This window comes from Natronococcus pandeyae (assembly GCF_008122205.1).
Taxonomy (GTDB): Archaea; Halobacteriota; Halobacteria; order Halobacteriales; family Natrialbaceae; genus Natronococcus; species Natronococcus pandeyae.
Window position 1 is genome coordinate 12,284 of record NZ_PHNJ01000026.1, and the last position, 17,047, is coordinate 29,330.

The window sequence follows — 17,047 nt, forward strand, 5'->3', positions numbered from 1 at the left end:
GACCTGCGCGCCGAACGCGGCTGCTTTTATTTCAGCCACGCGGCGGCGGCGTCGGCGACGATCCGCGCGACCGCTCCGACCTCGTCCGTATAGACGTACTCGCCGCTCCTGTGGACGTTGTCGCCGTCCGGGCCGATCATGATGGTCGGGATCTTGGCCGTGTGTCCGAGGTGGTTGAAGTCGCCGATGCTCGAGAAGTAGCCGACGGCAGGTTCGGCGCCTGTCAGCCGTTCACTGCTGTCAGCCAGCGCACGGACGAGTCCGTGCTCCTCGTTGGTCACGTACGGACCGAACCGCGCGTCTTCGGACGGCACGTCCCTGAGTTCGATCTCGACCGACGAGTCGAGGTCGAGCTCCGAGACGAGTGCCGACGCCTGTTCGAGGACGACCGCTTCGGTTTCGCCGGGAACGACGTGCCGATTTACGGCGAGGCTGCAGCGATCGGGGACCGACAGCGGATCGTCACCGCCCCGGATCTCGAGGGGACAGACCGAGCCCGAGCCGAGTACCGGATGGGTCGCACACTGCATCTCGTCGAAGGCGGTCGCGATCCGGGCCGCGTCGACGACGGCGTTCGTCCCTCGTTCGGGATGTGCGGCGTGGGCGGCGTCGCCGATGACGGTGATCTCGTAGCGGACCCCGCCCCGGGAACCGAGGATGAGCGCCGGGTTCTCCAGTTCCTGCTGTGCGATCGTGGGGCCCGGCTCGGCGACGATCGCGCCGTCGACGTCGTCGGTGAGCCCGTCACAAAGGAGCTGATAGGTGCCGAGCCCGTACGGCCCCTCCTCGCCGACGACTGCCGTGAGGACAACGTCGCCTCGGAGTTGGAGGTCGGCGAGCGCCTCGAACGCCACGAGGAGCGACACCAGTCCACCTTTCATGTCGCACGCCCCCTGTCCGTAGCATTTGCCGTCCTCGATCCGTCCCGACAGCGGGTCTTCGTCCCACCCGTCGACCAACTGGACCGTGTCCATGTGCCCGTTCAGCATGAGCGTCGGCGCGTCCGGATCCGTTCCCTCGATCCGTGCGACGACGTTTCGCCCCTCGAAGCCGGTGATCTCCGGCTCGCTCACGGCGTGGTACTCCGGCTCGAGGCCGCGCTCGTCGAGCCAGTCGTAGACCGCGTTGGCCATCTCGTCTTCCTCGAAGAACGGACTCCGGATCCGGACGAGCTCCTGAAGTAACGAGATCGCCTCCGCCGCGTCGATCCGTTCGTGCGGGGCGATCGCGTTCGCCGGCTCGTCTCGGTGCTCGCTCATCGCTCTGTGGCCACGACGGCGTCGGCCACCGCGTCGGCGAAGATGTCGGCGGCTGTCGAGGCCTGCTCGCGGGTGATGGTGAGCGGTGGCGCGAACCTGATCGTGCTCTGCCCGCAGGGGAGGATCATGAGCCCGCGCTTCCACGCGGCGTGCATAATCTCCTCGGAGAGATCGCCGAGCGCCTCGCCGGTTCGGGGATCGGTGAACTCGACGCCGATCATGAGGCCGCGACCGCGGACCGTGCTGATCTCGTCGACCTCGGCGGCGAGGTCGGTGAGTTCCGCCTGGAGGTGGGCGCCGACCGTCCGCGCGTTGGCGAGCAGCCCTTCCTCCTCGATGACGTCGATGACGGCGTTCGAGGCGGCCGCAGCGACGGGGTTTCCGTGATACGTGCTCGCGTGGGTCCCGCTTTCCCAGCTCATCACGTCCGATCGGGCGACCATGGCGGACATCGGCAGTCCGTTGGCGATCCCCTTGCCCATGAGCGTGATGTCGGGTTCGACGTCCCAGTGGTCCATCGCGAACCACTCGCCGGTGCGGCCGAACCCCGTCTGGATCTCGTCCGCGATGAGCAACATGCCGTGTTCGTCCGCGAACTCGCGGAGGCGCTGGTGGAACCCCTCTGGTGGAACGACGTACCCGCCCTCCCCCTGGATCGGTTCGACGACGATGCCGGCGACCTCGTCGGCCGGCACCCGCGTCCGGAGCAGGTCCTCGAGCGCATCGAACGTCCGTTCGAGCGCGTCCTCGGGCCCGTCTGCCGCCGACTGGTCTGGATAGGGAACGTGATCAACGCCGGGCACTAGCGGCCCGAACTTCCGTTTGTACTTGGTCTTGCTCGCGGTCAGCGAGAGCGATCCCATCGTCCGGCCGTGGAAGGCGCCCTCAAACGCGATAAACCGGTGGCGACCGGTGTGGTGGCGCGCGAGCTTCATCCCCGCTTCGACCGCTTCCGTGCCGCTGTTTCCGAAAAAGAGCTGCTTGGACGAGTCACCCGGTGCGAGCTCGACGAGTCGCTCGGCGAGTCGAACCGGTTCCGGCGAGTAGTAGTCGCAGAACGCGGGGTAGACGAGCGTGTCGAGCTGGTCTTTCGCCGCCTCGACGACCTGTTCGTGGTTGTGTCCGACGTTCGTCACCGCGATGCCGCTCGCGAAGTCCCAGAACGTGTTCCCGTCGACGTCGGTGACGGTCACCCCTGACGCGCGTTCGATCGCGAGCGGGTACGCTCGCGGCGAACTCGGCGAGATGACGCGCTCGTCGGCCTCGACGAGTCGCTTCGTCTCTTCGCCCGGGAGGTCGGTCTCGATCTGCGGCTCCGCGGCTGGCATCGCCCGTTTGTCACCCATGTACAGTCCGTCTAGTCTCCTCTACTATTAAATTGTCTATCAAAATTGGCCCTCTATATTGCTCTGAGAACAGTCTAGTACGAATGATATTGGCGCAATCACAAACTATTAGGCACCGGTCGGCGAACGCTCGGTCCATACTGGTGCGCTCGCGGAGCGGACATCTGAGCCATGACACGCGTAACAGTGATCGGCGGCGGCTGTATCGGCGTGAGCGTCGCATCCCACCTCGTCGAGCGGGACATCGACGTGAGGCTCCTCGACAAGGGATACGCAGCGGGGGAGACGACGGGCAAAGCGGGCGGGCTGATCTTCAGCCAGCTTCACGAACCAGCCGACGTTCGAGCGATGGCGTACAGCCTCGAGTTCTTCCGATCGCTCTCCGAGCGGGACAATCACTTCACGTTCCACGAAAGCGGGTTCCTCCGGCTGGGGACGGAGGCAGAGCGGCCCGTTTTCGAGCACGAAGTCGCCATGCAACGGGAGGCAGGTGCCGACGTCCGACTCGTCGAACCGGACGAGATGGGCATGATCTATCCATCCCTCTCGCTCGACGGCGTCACCGTCGGAACGTACTCCCCGTCGGACGGCTACGCGGACCCGCACACGTTCACGACGACGCTGCTCGCCGATGCGGAAGCGAACGGGCTCGAGTACCGCCCCGGGACGCGCGTGATCGACGTCACCGCGTCGGAGTCGCCGTCGGTGACCACCGAGGAGGGGACGATCGAGTCGGACGTCGTCGTGATCGCCGCCGGACCGTGGTCGCATCGACTGGCCGCGCTCGCCGACGTGGACCTGCCGGCGAAACCGTATCGTGCGCAGGCGCTCGTGACGGCGCCGGTCGGCGTCGACGTGGGGACGGTCTACGACGCTCACGAGGGGGTCTACTTCCGGACGACGCAGGACACCGGTCTCCTCGTTGGTGACGGCACCGAGGAGGTGGAGGCGGATCCCGACGACTACTCGCGGCGGGCCGACTTTGACTTCCTCGCAACGATGAGCGAGACGATCGAGCGCCGGCTCTCGGCCGCCGACGTTGGCGTCCAGAACGCGTGGGCCGGCCTCTGTACGGCGACGCCCGACTGCTTCCCGCTCGTGGGTCGGCCGCCGTTCGAGTCGGGCGCCGAGCCTCGGCCGGATGGACTCCTCGTCGCAGCCGGATTACAGGGGCATGGCTTCATGCGCTCGCCCGCGGTCGGACGGGCGATCGCGGAACTGATCTGCGACGACCGACCCCCTGTTGCGGAGTGGCGTCCGACCCGATTCGACGACGATCCCGGCGACTTCGAGATCGAGGAGATGCTCACGCTCGAGGGGAAGTACCATAACCTCGAGTAATCGCACCCGTAGCACACTTCAATTCTCTACATTACTATTGAGAGTATTTTGGAATGATCCCGAAATTCTCTCCCAGTAGTTCATCTGAGTACATACACTTGCGGAAGAGTTAATACGCATTGCGAATAGAGGTAGGGTGAGTCAAAATGTCACGGCATTCACGACGCCAGTTCGTTCGGGGAACCGGTGCGCTGTCGGCAGTCGGAATCACCGCGGTTGCTGGATGTCTCGGATCGGACGACGACGACGACGGCACGCTCGGACTGTACTCGTGGGGTGGATCCACACAGGAGGCGCTGATGGACCACGTTGTCGAACCGTTCGAAGCGGAGTACGACGTCGAGGTCGAGGCGACCAGTTTCGACAACCAAGACAGCATGCTCTCGAACATACGCTCGAGTCCCGAGGGGTCATACGACATCGTCATGCCCTCCGCGGAGCGAACGTACGAGGCCGTCCAGCAGGACCTCCTCGAACCGATCCGGACCGAGGACATCGACACGTGGAACAACCTGTTTCCCGTCTTTCAGGACCTCGCGCTAGATCCCGGTGATGACGCCCACGTCGCACCGCTTTATTACGGGACAATCGGGATGGTGTACAACACGGACTACATCGATACGTCGTCGCCGTCGTGGGAACTCCTCTGGGACGAGGAGTACGAGGACCGCATCACCGTCCAGGACTTCGCCATGCTCCGGGTGTTCAATGCGGCGCTCTCCCTCGGACTCGATCCGAACACGCTGGAGTCGGACGGCTCCTACGAGGACGGTCTCGAGATGGTGTACGACGCGATGGCCGAGCAGCACGAACTGGTCCGGACGTACTGGGGGAGCGGTCAGGAGCAGGTGACGCAGTATCAGGAGGAGTCATCGTACGTCGGGACCGGCTGGGGCGGCCGAATTCTGGCGCTCCAGGACGAGGGGTACGACCAGCTCGAGTACGCCATCCCGGAGGAGGGCGCGAAGGGGTGGTCGGACATGCTGGCGATCGCGAAGGGGTCGGAAAACCGGGAGCTGGCCGAGCAGTTCATCGGGTTCGCCTACCAGGACGAGGTCATTCAGGACCTCTCGCCCGAGATCGGGTATCCGCCGGCGACGGGCGTCGAGACCGACGAGATCGAGGCGCTTCCGGACTTCGATCCGTCCGGCGGTGAGGGACTGCTCTTCGAGGATCCCGAGTTCATCGACGAGCACGAGGACGAGTGGATGGACACGTTCGACGCCATCAAGATGGGTGAATACTGACTCGTATGGCCGCCGTAGTCTGCCCTCCACAGGAGTCGACCGCGCACCGATCCCGGCGTCCGTCCCCGTTCGTGGGGGCCGCTGGGACGGTCGTGGGAAGTCGATCACGCGGACCGCCATTCGCCGGGCACTCAGCCGGTAGCGGTCGACGACGGAGCGTCCTGCTATGAGTTATCTCGAAGTCGAAACCGTCACGAAACGATTCGACGACCTCGTCGCCGTCGACGACGTCAGTTTCAGTGCGGAGGAAGGCGAGTTTCTCTCCCTGCTCGGGCCGAGCGGCTGCGGAAAGACGACGATGCTCCGCATGATCGCCGGACTGGAGACGCCGACGACGGGGGAGATCCGGATTCGTGGCGAGGACGTGACCGATCAGCCGCCGTACGAGCGGGACATCGGGATGATGTTCCAGCATTACGCGCTGTTTCCGCACAAGACCGTCGGTGAGAACGTCGGCTTCCCGCTCAAGATGCGGGGCGTCGGCGCTGAGGAGCGTCGCGAGCAGGTCGCGGAGGCGCTGGAGATGGTCCGACTCCCGGACGCGATCGATCGATCGCCGACTGAACTCTCCGGTGGACAGCAACAGCGCGTCGCGCTCGCCAGGGCGCTTGTCTTCGAACCGGACGTGTTGCTCCTGGACGAACCGCTCTCGGCGCTCGATCGCGTCCTCCGCCAGCAGATGCGGGTCGAACTCGAGCGCATCCAGAAGGAGATCGGCGTGACGACCGTCTACGTCACCCACGACCAGATGGAGGCGTTCTCGCTTTCGGACACGGTCGTGGTGCTCGAGGACGGACACCTCTCCCAGCAGGGGTCGCCGATCGACATCTACGAGAACCCGACCTCCGAGTTCGTCGGTGACTTCATCGGCCAGTCGACGAAGCTCACCGGGACGGTGACGGCGACCGAGGACCGGCCGGTCCTCGAAACGCCGGGCGTCCACGAGTTGCGTCTCCCGTCGTCGGTCGACGTCAACCGCGGCGAGTCCGAGGCCGTCTTCCTGCGGGCCGAAAAGCTCGACATCCGCGATCAGCCGTCGGGCCACGAGAACGCGTTCCCGGCGACCATCAGGGTCATCAACTACCTCGGCGAGAAGACGGTCTTCTACTGCGACCTCGAAGACGGAACCGAAGTGATCGTTTCGAAACAGGGCTTTACGAACGTGGACGAGTACGAGCGCGGCGACGAGGTCTACGTCGTCGCTCGTCCCGAGGATCTCGTCATCGCCCGTTCAGTCGACGACCGCGCCCCCCAGCAGGTGGAGGGGGTGAGATGAGCGGCGACGGCGAACCGGGCACCCGGGAGCCGTACGCGGACCGGTGGCTCGCGGTGCGAAGCCGGATCCTGAACTCGCCGGCGCTGATGAATCCTGTCCACTGGTTGACGGGCAGAAAGCGCGCGCTCGCCGTGGCGCAGGCGGGAGTCGGGATCTTCTGGATGATGCTGTTTCTGCTCGCCCCGCTGCTGTACATCTTCACGATCTCGTTCTGGCAGACCGGCGCCGCCGGGACCATGGTCCAGGAGTTCACGCTCGAGAACTACTACTCGGTGTTGCTCCAGGACGTCTCCCTGACGGGGTTCGACGTCGGCAACATCTACCTGCTGGTGCTCTGGCAGTCGCTGAAGTTCGGCATCGCCGTCACCGCGATCACGCTGGTGCTCGGCTACGTGCCCGGCTACTACCTGGGCCGTTCGGACAGCAGGTGGCTGCCGGTGTTGTTACTGCTGATCATCCTCCCGTTCTGGGTGCCGCTGATCGTCCGGTACTACGCGTGGATGCTCGTCCTCGGCGAGAGCGGCGTCCTGTCGTGGGCGATCGAACTGCTCGGATTCGGCTCCAGGAACTTCCTGTACAACGACCTCGCCGTAATCTCGGGACTCGTGCAGGTCCTGCTCCCGTTCATGATCTTGCCCATCTACAACAGCGTCTCGAAGATCGAAGACTCGCTGCTCGAGAGCGCGAAGACGATGGGCGCCAACCCGATCAGGACGTTCTACGAGGTCTCGCTCCCGCTGTCGCTGCCCGGCGTCGTCGCGGGTTGTATCCTCGTGTTCATCCTGGCGGTCGGGAGCTTCCTGGCGCCGGCGCTGCTCGGCGGCCCCGGGGACCAGATGATCGCGAACCTCATCGAACGCACCTTCCTGCAGGGGCAGAACTGGCCGCTGGCCAGCGCGATGTCGTTCGTCTACCTGGTCGTCCTGTTCGTGATGATCACCGCGTTCAACCGGTTCGTCAGTCTCGACGAACTCTTCGGGGAGGGGAGCTGATGCGGGACGATCTGCGCTGGACGGCGGTCAAAGCGACGTCGGCGCTCGTCTACCTGTTCTTGCTGGCGCCGCTGTTCGTCGTCGTGGCCATCTCGTTCAACCCGACGCAGTTCGCGACGTTCCCGCCGGCCGGGTTCAGCCTCGAGTGGTACTACGACTTCTTCACCCACGATCGGATGCTGCGGTCGCTGTTCAACAGCTTCGTCGTCGCGACCGGCAGTGCGATCGTCGCGGGCGTCGTCGGGATGATCTCCGCGTTCGGCTTCGTCCGGTACGACTTCCGGTGGAAGAACGCCCTCTCGAGCCTGCTGTTTCTCCCGATGATCATCAGTCCGGTCGTCATCGGCGTCGCGCTCACGACGTTTCTCACGGAAATCGGGATGGAACGCAACTACCTCTACCTGATCGCTGGGCACTCCACGCTCGTCCTCCCGTACGTCTTCGTCACGGTTCGGGCCCAGCTCTACCGGTTCGACCAGGAACTCGAAGAGGCCGCGCGGACGCTCGGCGCGAACGAACTCGAGACGTTCGTCGAAGTGACGCTGCCGCTGATCATGCCCGGACTGGGCGCGGGGATGTTGCTCGCGTTCGTCATCAGCTTCGGCGAGTTCACGGCGACCCAGTTCTGGATCCAGCCCCAGACGACGACCGCTCCGATCGAGATCTACACGATGGTTCGAACGAGCCTCACGCCGATGATCAACGCAATGGCAACGATGCTCATCGTTGTCACCGTCGTCGTTCCGCTGGTTCTCGACGCTGTACTCGGGAAGAACCTGATCCTGAAATCGGCCTGAGCGGTCGCGGTTCGGTTCACGCGTGGTTGGACCGCGTCCAAAAATAGCGTCCGGATTCGATAGCTGTAACAAGCTATTTGGGCGTTCCCTCCCCCACTTCGGATATGGTAGAGCTCAACCTAGACGAGAAAGACCTCGAAATCCTCCGCTGGCTCGACCGAGAAGGCGAGATCGACGTCGACCAGCTCAGTGAGGAACTCGGAATCAGTACGTCGACGATTTACTACCGACTAGATAACTACCGTGAGAAAGGAATACTCCAGGGGAACGTTGCGGACATCGATCACCAGAAACTCGGCTTCGAGCTCACGGCGATTACGGAGATCAAAAGCGAGTACGGTCCAGGATACGAGGGCATCGCGGAGCGACTTACCGAACTTTCCGGCGTCCAATCGGTGTACTTCATGCTCGGCGAGATGTCGTTCACTCTAATCTCGCGTCTTCGGGACCACGAACACTTGCAATCGCTTATAGATAATATCATTCACACAGAAGGCGTCGAACACTCTTCGACTCACATCGTTCTGAAGACGTTCAAAGACGAGTCTCGTCTCCTCGTCAACTACGACGACGAGGACCTCAGTAAACTTTTGAACAGCGACGTCACCGAGGAGTGAACTGTCTCGGGGACAAGCGGTTCGAGAATCGGAGAGTCTCCTCATCAAGCGAGACCGAAGGTCTCGCGGACAGAGAGGGATCGAAGATCCCTCAAGCAGTCGGCGATTTGTGACGACGACCTCGCGGAGCTTCGCTCCGCTCAGTCACGAGAGAGCAACGCTCTCTCGAACGACCCCGAAGCTTCCTGCTTTGACGACGCGCGGTGCAGATTCCGAGACGGAATCCACAGGGAGTGTCGTCTCCGCAGGCGTGGATTCGGGGTCTCCCACTCCTCCTCGGTGGTCACAGTGAACCGTCTGACCGTCCGCGTTTTTGGACTCTAGGCCAGACGCGAGTGACGCCGTCACAGCTCACCGGTTCCGTTTGTTGCTATGTAATCGTTCGTCTCACCGAATGTCGGCTTCATCCACGGATCAAGCCCCGTGGCAGTCGTCTCGACCGCCTGTAACTTACCCACCTCAGAGGGGTCTTGTTATCGCCTCTACGACTTTCGTTAGTAGATATTACAAACAATATGTTATTTTCTAGTTCTGAAAACAGTAATAATGCCCAATGATTAATACGAATCGTTACACATGGATCGTTATGGCGCAACACACCAAGTCGGAGTCAGGTGAAACGGCCAGTTCGGTCGAAACGAGCGGCTGGTTCTATCTAGATCCCGTATCGAAACTCATGGTTGCAGGCTGCATCCTTGGTCTGCTCGTCGTTTACGTGCCGGTGCTGTACTCAGCGGAGTTGACCGTCGGGGACCTCCCGTGGATGTTCGTTTCCAAACCGATCGTCGGGCTCGGCCTCGCAAGCAGTTTCGTAGGCGCGACGTATTACGTCGACTTCAAACGCGAGGGAGGTGACTGACGATGGTCCGCGTCAGCGAGATGGCAATCGTCCTCTGTTATTTCGTCCTCGTGCTGGCGATCGGCCTCTACTTCCGCAATCGGCGGTCGGCTGACGAGTACTGGTCGGCCGGCGGCTCGATCGGGACGTTCGTGAACTCGATGGCGATCTTCGCAGCGTTCGCGAGTGGCGGGACGTTCCTCGGCGCGATCGGGATCGTCTATGCACTCGGTGTGCCTCTCTGGTGGGCGGCAGCAGTAGGATCGGTCGTCGGGTTCCTCGTGGCGGCGATCTTCGTCGCAAAACCGCTTCGTCGCCTCGAGCAGCACACGCTCCCGGATATCTTCGACTATCTGTACGCTGATAGCCGCATCAACCTGATCGCGCCCGCGATCATCCTCGTCGGCTACTTCATGTACATGGTCGCCCAGTTACGCGCGGGTGGGCTCGTCTCCGATTACCTCCTGGGAATCGGCTATCTGCCGGCAGTCACGGCGATCGGCCTCGTCTTCATCGCCTACGTCGCGCTCGGCGGGATGTGGGCGATCACGGTCACCGACTTCCTACAGGGGGTCCTCATGTGGGGTCTCCTCGCGGTGATCTGGCTGATCAGCTTCGACTACTTCGGCTACTCGATGTCCGCCCCCCTCTCGGAGGCACCTCGCGTGGCCGGTACGGGGGGTCTCGAGATGCAGACCTACATCGGTTTCGCGCTGATCTGGGCGTTCGCCGTCGCGGTGTTGCCACACATCGCAATGCGGGCGTTTTCCGCGAAGAGCCCCGAGTCGGCCAAACGAGCGTACGCATGGGTCGCGCTCATGTACATTCTTGTAACGCTCCCGTTCGTCCACATCGCGGGCGCCGCGATCTCGATCGATCCCGAACTCGCCGAGGCTGACTACGCACTGTTGCTTGTGATGGAGTCGATCTTGCCGGAGCTCGTCGCTGGCTTCGCTGCTGCGACGATTCTCGCGGCGGTTATGTCCTCGACGGACGCGCTGTTGCTGGCGATGGCCGCCGCTGTCTCGAACGATCTGTACGGGAACCTCGTCGACACCGACGCTTCCGAGGAGCGGATCGTCAATATGGGGACCGTCGCAGTGGTCGTTATCGGGTTGCTCGGCATTATCGCCGCGTGGAACCCCCCGACCTACCTCGTCGAACTGTACACCGATGGAACGGGACTCATGGCGGCTGCGTTTTTCTTCCCGCTCGTCCTCGGTATCTGGTGGAAACCGATGAACCGGTATGGGGCGACCACGGGGATGGTCGGCGGCGCGCTCGCCTACGCAGTCGCCTACTTTTATACCCCGATGTTCGGTGCGATCATATACGCAGTCCCGGTGTCGCTCGTTTGCTGTGTCGTCGCGACATGGCTGACCGATGCCCGGAGTGCCGAACGGATCGAACAGCTTTCCGACGAACTCGGTCATGATCGATTCGGCTGGTAACTGACGGGCTGTCTGCTTCCCCCCTCATATCTCGTTCATACAACAATGATACCTCGTACCCTGCTTGGCATCCTGATTGGCCGAACGTGGCGAACGTTCGTAGGAACGTCCCACGATGAGTTGAGCGACACGATCGATCGCACTCTGACAGAACTCGGGTGGTCGTTTGACCGCCAGTCAACCGATCCCGCGAGCGGTGAACGGGCGATCTTCGGAGCCGAGGAGGCGACTCGCTTCGAACTCGCCGACGAAGAATGGGCACTAACGGTTACAGCAGTCTCGTATGATCCGCTCCTTCGCGCATTTATGTCACTCAGTTCGTCAGAATCGACGAGATCGAAGTACACGGAAACGGCGTGTATCATCGACGTGCGACCGCTCTCAACAGAGGACAAACCGCAGATTCGGCAGTTCATCCGGCGCCTTTCTGACAAACTTACCGAAGACCCGTGGTCGATCAACCACCCCCGGTTTGCTTATTCACCGCTACTTCGGTACAAAGTGAAACTGCTGTGGCAATACTGGCTTCCACCCAACTGATGGAGCCACTTAGAGAGAGTTCCCAGTTCCGTCGAATCTCACTCATTTCTGCCTCGAATGTCTTCTGACACACCCAGTGCGGTTGTACGATGGGTCGAGTAGCTGTGGGTTGCTTGCCCGCTCGGTCGTCGGTCCGGACTCGAGACGACGTCCAGTGGTTCGTCTGAGGACACCAGCTGTCACTGGCGGATTATCGGTGTGGAGACGCCATCGGCGTTCTGTCTGGTCGTATCCGTTCCCCCCCTGTGGTTTCTTATAGGCACCGACTGTACGCCCTCATGCAGTGTGTCACCGCTACTCAGGCCCGGCTGAAACAGAGGATACCGCCGACGAACCAGCTGAGGTCACTGTCGATGAGGACCGTCCCGCGCAGAGACCTGACAGCCGCTTCATCGACCGGCCGGTACGGATGCTGAAGCAGGTGGTGGCCCGCCTCGAGTGATGCGCCTGACACGATTGTTGACCGCTGTGAGATGTCTCCGCGTACCCGCCCGATAATGAGTCCGTTCATTCACCTCGTCGCCGACTATGGGAAGTCCGATCCTGCCTTTTCAGAGGTCGTGCATCGGCTGCTGGCTGAAGACCCGGACATCCACGTCCAAACAACTGCGGTTCCACCGCTGTCGACGGTTGCGACGGGCTTTTGGATCGAACAACTTGGGCTCCATAACCCCGCGTTTGAGGACCTGTTCATTTACTCGAATACCGCTCCCAGAACGGAAGACGCTGGCCCACAGCGAGCCGATGAAGGCGGGCAACTCTGTTATCTCACGCTGGAGACCGGCGTCCCTGTCGTAGCGGTCGACACCGGATACAACCTGTCGTTTGTTCGGGACCGTATCCACGAGTTCCGGGAGATCGAGACGCCATCGACCGGCACACAGTTTCGGTCGCGGGACCACTTCCCGAAACGGGTCGCCGAGCTTGCCAACGGAGACACGGACGCGCTCGGGGCGTCCCGATCTATCGATGAGATACCACTAAAGCCGGAGTCGACGGTTTGTCACGTTGATGGGTACGGCAATATCAAGACCTCGATCAGAGCGTCTGAATTCGATTTGGATACCGACGACATTACGGTCGAACTCAATACCATCACTACTGAGGTTCCCGTCAGAGACACCGTTTCCGAGGTTGAGGAAGGCACTGTCGGAATGGTTCCCGGTTCGGCAGGCGGTGATGATTCGTACATGGAACTCTTCCTGCGAGGGGGTTCCGCAGCGGCGGAGTTCGATCAGCCACAGCCAGGGGACAATATCACGATAGTGGAGCGAAACGACCCATAGCTGCTTCAGTCGCAGTAGCCGATCGTAGCACCACACCAATTACCTGACAACATCCGCTGTCACCGAATCGAGGACCGCTAGTAATGAACACCGAGGTACGGCCACACATGCCCGAAGGGCTGCAGACGCGAAAAGGCTCGTAGCACTCCCTGTTTGTTCGAACAGCTATCTTTGAACAGCGAGAGAATCCCGTCCTGAAGCCGAGCCTTGTGAGGCTGAAGGCGGGCGTGAATCGCGTCACTCCACTACACACTCAACGAGTAACAGCCGACTGAATACCAAACGCAACCGAAGCAATTAGCAGACGTTAGAGCGTACGAAAAAAACAGATGCGAGTTGATATTGCCATCGAACGTGGAAGCCCGCTCCACGAGCGAGTGAAAGACTACTCCCGCGAGACTGGCCTCCGCATGGACCACGCGTACGCCGAACTCGTGGAACACGGACTTGACGCCGAAGAATGAGTGAAGAGTGCAAGATGCTCGAGGCGTATCTTGCCACTCCCACTCAGCACAAGCAGCGCAAGCTTCATAATAAACACTACCGCTACGAAACTCTCCTACACAGGAGTTTTAACCAAGAGTGTGACACGATGACCGCGGTGAACGACGTGGTCACTGGCGAAGACCTCAACTGGAACTCGAAAAACGCACTCAAAAAATACGTACCCAACTTGCTCGACGAGGACACGTATGATGCGAAACAACTCGCAGACGACCACCCAATCCGCTACGCCAACACCGCAGCCGTCTTCGACGTAGACGAAGACCGACACCACAAGATTTGCTGGGAAGTTCCACTTCCCGGTCGAGGAACGAATTTCTGGATTCCACTCCAGTTGAATCCCGACCAAGAAGACTGGTGGCACGCACTCATTGACGAAGATGATGAGAGTGTATGGGCTGGCGAACTCCGCTTACAACGCGACGGGAGTCGTTGGGTCTTGCACGTCACTGCGAACTACAAAGTCGAATCAGACCACTCGTGTTCGTGCGAGAGCGACGATGTGACACCAGTCGGGTTCGACGTGGGGGAATCCAAACTCTTGGTGGGCTGTGCCCTTCAAGAAGATGCCCCAGTCGACCCACTGTTCGTGGATGGTGGTCGCGTCCGATACCTTAGACAAAAAAAGCCTCCGCGGAAGACCGGTTGAAACCACGTGACTCAGACAGGTTGATTGATGACCTTGTGTGGGGCATATGGCAAGATGCCATCGAAGACGAAGTAGAGAAGGCCTCTACGCGAGCTGTCGAATACGTAGCCCAGTTCGAAAATCCCGTTATCGGTCTCGAATACCTCGACGGCATTACGGACGAAGACATCGGGAAGTACTGGAATCGACGGCTTGGGAAGTGGTTGTTCTCCCGACTGCAATCGCGTATCGAGGATAAGGCCGCTGAACGTGGTATCCCTGTGGAATACGTGTATCCCCATTACACGTCGAAAACGTGCCACGCTTGCCAACACATCGGAGACAGACCGGATCAGGGCACGTTCAAGTGTTCGAACAAGGCATGTTGGGTGTCGGAGTATCAGGCAGATTTGAACGCAGCAGCGAAAATCGCACAGCGATTGAATCCGTGGGGAGAGAGCCTGCCAGTGAAATCGGCAGGCGATGACTCGCCATGCAGTGCGGCTCGGAGTGGGGCTCCGGTGGCGGAGCCACAAGACAATGAACGGAGCGAGGCTACCCTCGGCGAGGACTCTGCAGTGGTGTCCGTCGAGTCGGGTAAGACGTCGAGAGGCGGGGCAGCCGATGACAAGGTTTCGTCTAGCTCACCAGCAGAGGGAGCAGGGGCGGAGCCAGAGACCAGTTCACCGTACACGTCTTGAAACCTCAATCCAGCACTTTGCTGGTATTCCACCCGTGGTGGAAGCCCCGTCGTTCACGACGGGCGAGGACGTCACCGTACGCTACACTCTCACCGTTTGCGTCAGTCCGGCAGTGTGGTCAGGCTTCGCTCACGCTATCTGCTCGAGTGAGCGGGCCGTGTCCGATTGAATCCAGGCGTCTGGGTCTCCTTGGTCGTATATGTATGTCTCGTCCTGTGCGAGATTGAGCGCCGCATATCGGTCGGGCACCGCAGGCGGATCTGCGCACTGCGATGCATCCTTCGGCCGTTGGGGCGCAGGGTGCTCGGTAGTATATTGTTCCGTGTGCTTCCCGTTCAAAGACGTATCGTCCGATTCCATTTGTTTCTGCGGTGGTTTCCACCGTTGTATGTGAATGACTACCGAGCGTGTTTAAGGCTTCTCGTTATGGAATCATAGTTGTATTAGGCTATCCTAGCATGAAGCGTTCTGGATCGAGATCCGCATCGTGAAGCCTCGGAGCCTCCCCCCGAGGTACTTCACTGAGCGCTGCTCTCAGTCCTCGCCACCCACCTCCGGCTTTGCCGGGTCTGCTTGCTGCTCGAGCCGGGCGGAGAGCCCCTCGACCGCATCACGGAGTGCAGGAGTGTCGGCTCTGTTGAACCCCTTGGCCGGTGATAGGTTCCAGCGGCTGTGCTGAATAGAGGGCGCGAATGTCGCACGAGGTTCAGCCCAATTTGCGATGGTAGTGATCGCTCAATATAAGATGCGTAGTCAGCAAGTTGAGAGCCACAAGAGCGGATTGGCGGAGTCGTTCGCCACCGAACCTTGCTCTAAGAGAGGTTTTTACAGCCAGCGCGACGTCGTTCGGGTAATGGCTACTGAGGCTACCTTTACCGTTCCATCCGATCAGTTTCCCCTCGGCACCGTGTTCACACAACTACCGGACGTAACGGTCGAACTCGAACGATTGATTCCGTCGCGTGACATTGTGATCCCCTACTTCTGGGTTCGAGGGACAGATGTTGAGGACATTGAAAAGGCATTTTCTGACCACCCGGGCGTGAAGCAAATCCAACTCGTCGATTCCGTCGAGGACGAGTATCTACTGCGTGTCGAGTGGTCACTCGAATACGACGACGTGCTGAGCGTGCTGACCGAGACCGACATCCCGCTCATCAAAGCGACCGGCACAAGCCGTCGGTGGACGTTCGACATTCGCGGGGACACCCGAAGCGATGTTGCAACCTTTCACTCTCGCTGTCGAGAGTTGGAGATCCCGGTCACGCTGACGCAACTGCACGCACTGACGCCGGTCGAGACCGAAACCGAGGCAGCACTCACTGACACACAGCAAGAAGCGTTGGTACTCGCCTACGAGCGTGGGTACTTCGAGTCCCCGCGTGCGGTGACGATGGAAGAACTCGGCGACGAACTCGGAATCTCCCAGCAGGCCGTCGCGTCTCGGCTCCGCCGTGGGATGAAACACATCCTCGGGAGTACCCTTTCTGAAACGGATACTTCGAATCAATGATTCGCATAAAAGGCTCTTGTATAGTCAAAAGGATCCTTGAGAACAGTATCCGTCGAAGAAGGGGATGAATGATGCCCGAGGGAGAAAGCAAACGGACACTCGTCGAATGTCTCGAGTGCGGATCTGCGTATGCAGCTGCGCAATGGCCTGACGGCACGGTGCAGCCGATCGGGACGAAAAACGGTTGCCAATGCGGATCAACGGAGTTTCAGGCCGTCGAAGAAACGAGTACGACCGATTTTCATCTTGCGGTAGCGAGGAAACCCCGTGCTTTAGCGCGGGGAGGAATCGCGTTCGTTCGTGTCTCGACTCGCCCTACAACGGCCCCTCGGTGTCCAGCGACTTCGCACCTTGGAGTAGCACCCCTTTCCAGGTGAGGCCGTGTGCGTCTTTGATTTCGCTCAGGCGGTCGTACTCGTCTTGGTCTACTTCAATGTTCAGGTTGGGCATCTACACACATGGTTAGTTTTTAGTTAGTTTTAACTATTGTGCTCCCGTACTCGCAGTTGTGACGGCGACCGCCACGAAAACGCTCGAAGCCACGCTCGCTCCGCCCACTACGAGCAAAGAGCACCGTCTCGAGCGTACCGTGGCGACCTACCGACGCGCCCTTTCGGACGCCTTCGAGAGTGGGGCGGATACGCAAACGGCGGTCAACGACGTCGTTACGCCCTACACGCTCACGTCCTACGCGAAGGACGCGCTCAAGAA

Annotated in this window: 15 protein-coding genes and 2 pseudogenes; 13 read left to right on the forward strand and 4 right to left on the reverse strand. The window is 60.8% G+C overall.

The annotated features are described in order from the left end of the window. Positions 1 to 26: 26 nt before the first annotated feature. Positions 27 to 1,259: a M20 family metallopeptidase gene (locus CV102_RS24885; RefSeq protein ID WP_148860696.1), complete on the reverse strand. Its 1,233-nt coding sequence runs from the start codon at positions 1,257 to 1,259 to the stop codon at positions 27 to 29. Continuing rightward, positions 1,256 to 2,605 carry an acetyl ornithine aminotransferase family protein gene (locus tag CV102_RS24890; protein ID WP_148860697.1) on the reverse strand — a complete coding sequence of 450 codons (1,350 nt, stop codon included), beginning with the start codon at positions 2,603 to 2,605 and terminating at the stop codon, positions 1,256 to 1,258. The genes CV102_RS24885 and CV102_RS24890 overlap by 4 nt, the downstream gene beginning before the upstream one ends. A 171-nt stretch (positions 2,606 to 2,776) precedes the next feature. Here CV102_RS24890 and CV102_RS24895 point away from each other — a divergent pair, with 171 nt between their 5' ends. The 8 genes from CV102_RS24895 (at position 2,777) to CV102_RS24935 (ending at position 11,164) form a co-directional block, all read left to right on the forward strand. Next, on the forward strand, positions 2,777 to 3,946 hold the full coding sequence (locus CV102_RS24895; protein ID WP_148860698.1) for an NAD(P)/FAD-dependent oxidoreductase: 1,170 nt from the start codon (positions 2,777 to 2,779) through the stop codon (positions 3,944 to 3,946). Between the two features lie 146 nt (positions 3,947 to 4,092). Then, positions 4,093 to 5,193 (forward strand): ABC transporter substrate-binding protein, encoded by a 1,101-nt coding sequence (locus tag CV102_RS24900; RefSeq protein WP_148860699.1) that lies wholly within the window; start codon positions 4,093 to 4,095, stop codon positions 5,191 to 5,193. 166 nt (positions 5,194 to 5,359) lie between these two features. After that, positions 5,360 to 6,469: an ABC transporter ATP-binding protein gene (locus CV102_RS24905; RefSeq protein WP_148860700.1), complete on the forward strand. Its 1,110-nt coding sequence runs from the start codon at positions 5,360 to 5,362 to the stop codon at positions 6,467 to 6,469. After that, a complete protein-coding gene (locus CV102_RS24910) occupies positions 6,466 to 7,461 on the forward strand; it encodes an ABC transporter permease (protein ID WP_148860701.1) in 996 nt (331 codons plus the stop codon). The genes CV102_RS24905 and CV102_RS24910 overlap by 4 nt, the downstream gene beginning before the upstream one ends. Further along, positions 7,461 to 8,258 carry an ABC transporter permease gene (locus CV102_RS24915; RefSeq protein ID WP_148860702.1) on the forward strand — a complete coding sequence of 266 codons (798 nt, stop codon included), beginning with the start codon at positions 7,461 to 7,463 and terminating at the stop codon, positions 8,256 to 8,258. Before CV102_RS24910 ends, CV102_RS24915 begins: the two co-directional genes overlap by 1 nt. A 104-nt stretch (positions 8,259 to 8,362) precedes the next feature. Further along, positions 8,363 to 8,875: an Lrp/AsnC family transcriptional regulator gene (locus tag CV102_RS24920; protein WP_148860703.1), complete on the forward strand. Its 513-nt coding sequence runs from the start codon at positions 8,363 to 8,365 to the stop codon at positions 8,873 to 8,875. A 586-nt stretch (positions 8,876 to 9,461) separates the two neighbouring features. After that, the gene (locus CV102_RS24930; RefSeq protein ID WP_148860704.1) at positions 9,462 to 9,734 is read left to right on the forward strand and encodes a hypothetical protein; all 273 of its coding nucleotides are present in this window, start codon (positions 9,462 to 9,464) and stop codon (positions 9,732 to 9,734) included. A 2-nt stretch (positions 9,735 to 9,736) separates the two neighbouring features. Next, positions 9,737 to 11,164 (forward strand): sodium:solute symporter family protein, encoded by a 1,428-nt coding sequence (locus tag CV102_RS24935; protein ID WP_148860705.1) that lies wholly within the window; start codon positions 9,737 to 9,739, stop codon positions 11,162 to 11,164. An 838-nt stretch (positions 11,165 to 12,002) separates the two neighbouring features. Here CV102_RS24935 and CV102_RS26315 read toward each other — a convergent pair. Beyond that, positions 12,003 to 12,158, reverse strand: a complete 156-nt coding sequence (locus CV102_RS26315; protein WP_187433110.1) for a hypothetical protein — start codon at positions 12,156 to 12,158, stop codon at positions 12,003 to 12,005. A gap of 43 nt (positions 12,159 to 12,201) precedes the next feature. Here CV102_RS26315 and CV102_RS24945 point away from each other — a divergent pair, with 43 nt between their 5' ends. From CV102_RS24945 to CV102_RS24955, 4 genes and pseudogenes are all read left to right on the forward strand, one after another. Further along, positions 12,202 to 12,990, forward strand: coding sequence for an SAM hydroxide adenosyltransferase (locus tag CV102_RS24945; protein ID WP_148860707.1), 789 nt, complete (start codon positions 12,202 to 12,204; stop codon positions 12,988 to 12,990). 329 nt (positions 12,991 to 13,319) lie between these two features. Then, entirely contained in the window at positions 13,320 to 13,454 is a 135-nt protein-coding gene (locus CV102_RS27115) for a hypothetical protein (protein ID WP_267903147.1), read from the forward strand. Further along, positions 13,451 to 14,823, forward strand: a pseudogene (locus CV102_RS27315) (zinc ribbon domain-containing protein). The gene CV102_RS27115 and the pseudogene CV102_RS27315 overlap by 4 nt, the downstream one beginning before the upstream one ends. A gap of 853 nt (positions 14,824 to 15,676) precedes the next feature. Further along, positions 15,677 to 16,336, forward strand: a complete 660-nt coding sequence (locus CV102_RS24955; RefSeq protein ID WP_148860712.1) for a helix-turn-helix domain-containing protein — start codon at positions 15,677 to 15,679, stop codon at positions 16,334 to 16,336. A gap of 315 nt (positions 16,337 to 16,651) precedes the next feature. Here CV102_RS24955 and CV102_RS27120 read toward each other — a convergent pair whose 3' ends face one another. Next, positions 16,652 to 16,786 carry a hypothetical protein gene (locus tag CV102_RS27120; RefSeq protein WP_006088820.1) on the reverse strand — a complete coding sequence of 45 codons (135 nt, stop codon included), beginning with the start codon at positions 16,784 to 16,786 and terminating at the stop codon, positions 16,652 to 16,654. A gap of 58 nt (positions 16,787 to 16,844) precedes the next feature. Here CV102_RS27120 and CV102_RS24965 point away from each other — a divergent pair. After that, a pseudogene (locus CV102_RS24965) lies at positions 16,845 to 17,047 on the forward strand (transposase); the annotation flags it as partial.